1 protein-coding gene is annotated in these 641 nt (G+C 53.2%); it reads left to right on the forward strand.

Annotation, left to right across the window (positions count from 1 at the left end):
• The coding region (locus ACLO87_RS16810) for an FAD-dependent oxidoreductase (RefSeq protein ID WP_430224347.1) at window positions 1-641 on the forward strand (641 nt) is incomplete at both ends.

Consider the following 641-nt stretch of genomic DNA (forward strand, 5'->3'; position numbering starts at 1 on the left):
GCTTGGTTAACGCCACCGGCCCGTGGGTGAAACAGTTCTTCGACGACGGGATGCATCTGCCTTCGCCTTATGGCATTCGCCTGATCAAAGGCAGCCATATTGTGGTGCCGCGCGTGCATACCCAGAAGCAAGCCTACATTCTGCAAAACGAAGATAAACGTATTGTGTTCGTGATCCCGTGGATGGACGAGTTTTCCATCATCGGCACTACCGATGTCGAGTACAAAGGCGATCCGAAAGCGGTGAAGATTGAAGAGAGTGAAATCAATTACCTGCTGAATGTGTATAACACGCACTTTAAAAAGCAGTTAAGCCGTGACGATATCGTCTGGACCTACTCCGGTGTGCGTCCGCTGTGTGATGATGAGTCCGACTCGCCGCAGGCTATTACCCGTGATTACACCCTTGATATTCATGATGAAAATGGCAAAGCACCGCTGCTGTCGGTATTCGGCGGTAAGCTGACCACCTACCGAAAACTGGCGGAACATGCGCTGGAAAAACTAACGCCGTATTATCAGGGTATTGGCCCGGCATGGACGAAAGAGAGTGTGCTACCGGGTGGCGCCATTGAAGGCGACCGCGACGATTATGCCGCTCGCCTGCGCCGCCGCTATCCGTTCCTGACTGAATCGCTGGCG

The organism is Paenalcaligenes sp. Me52 (assembly GCF_050487965.1).
Lineage (GTDB): Bacteria > Pseudomonadota > Gammaproteobacteria > Burkholderiales > Burkholderiaceae_B > Paenalcaligenes.